The organism is Arthrobacter sp. Y3221114 (assembly GCF_059092625.1).
Map to the genome: position 1 here is coordinate 1 of NZ_JBNHHW010000015.1, position 817 is coordinate 817.

General features: G+C 71.5%; 1 protein-coding gene. It reads right to left on the reverse strand.

Annotation, left to right across the window (positions count from 1 at the left end; all coding sequences use genetic code 11):
• A partial coding sequence (locus tag AC5RV3_RS17720) for a DUF222 domain-containing protein (protein ID WP_494123203.1) occupies positions 1-817 on the reverse strand: 817 nt, incomplete at both ends.

The following is an 817-nucleotide window of genomic DNA, read 5'->3' on the forward strand; positions in this document are numbered from 1 at the left end:
TGCCGGCGGATATCTGTGCAGGTGCCGGTGCTGCCGGTGCCGTGTCTTCCGCCGTCGCAGTCTTCGCGGGGCCAGCCGCGCCAGTGATGTCGCTCAGCATTAGGTCGGTGAACATGTCGGCGCGCAGCTGGGGCAGGGTCCGTTCTTCGCCGGGGCCTTGGAGGGAGCGGGCCGTGGACTGGATCCGGTCGAAAACCAGATGCGCCTTGTCCGCGCTGGTGCGGATCCACAGTTCGGCCATCCCGTCGTCCTGGTCCGTCAGCTGCACGTCCCGGGACTCGTTCGCCCGCCGGTGCCGCTCCGCCAAAGATTCCGGATGCAGCCGGTCCCGCATCCGCCGGGCACGGGACCGGACCGAGTCCAGCGTGATGTCCCCGGCACCCGGCAGCACCGCGGCTTCGAAATCCTGCAGACACTCCGGCGGCAGGTCCGCGGAGCCGCGGGCCAGCGCCTTCGCGCGCGGCAAGTCCAGGTCACCGCGGCCCATCGCCTCGAGCGTGCCCGGCAGGTGCGTGCAGATGTGCCGGGCATCGGCCAGCATGGCCCGCGCGGCGGCATCCCCCGTGCAGAGGTGCGCCGAGATCTCCTGCGGCGCGAACCGGGAAAAGCCTTCCGGGTCGCAGTCGGCGCCAACGCCGGGACGAAGCCGGGCGAAGCGGTCCAACGCCTTGACCTGGCAGGACTGCACCCACGCCTCCACCCGCGCCGCGGCCAAGAGATAATCCATGGTCTGCGCGTCATCCAGTTCCGCCGGCTCCACCACCGCCAACAGGCCGGCCAACACCGCGGGCACGCCCACGCCGCCCTCGGGCACCAC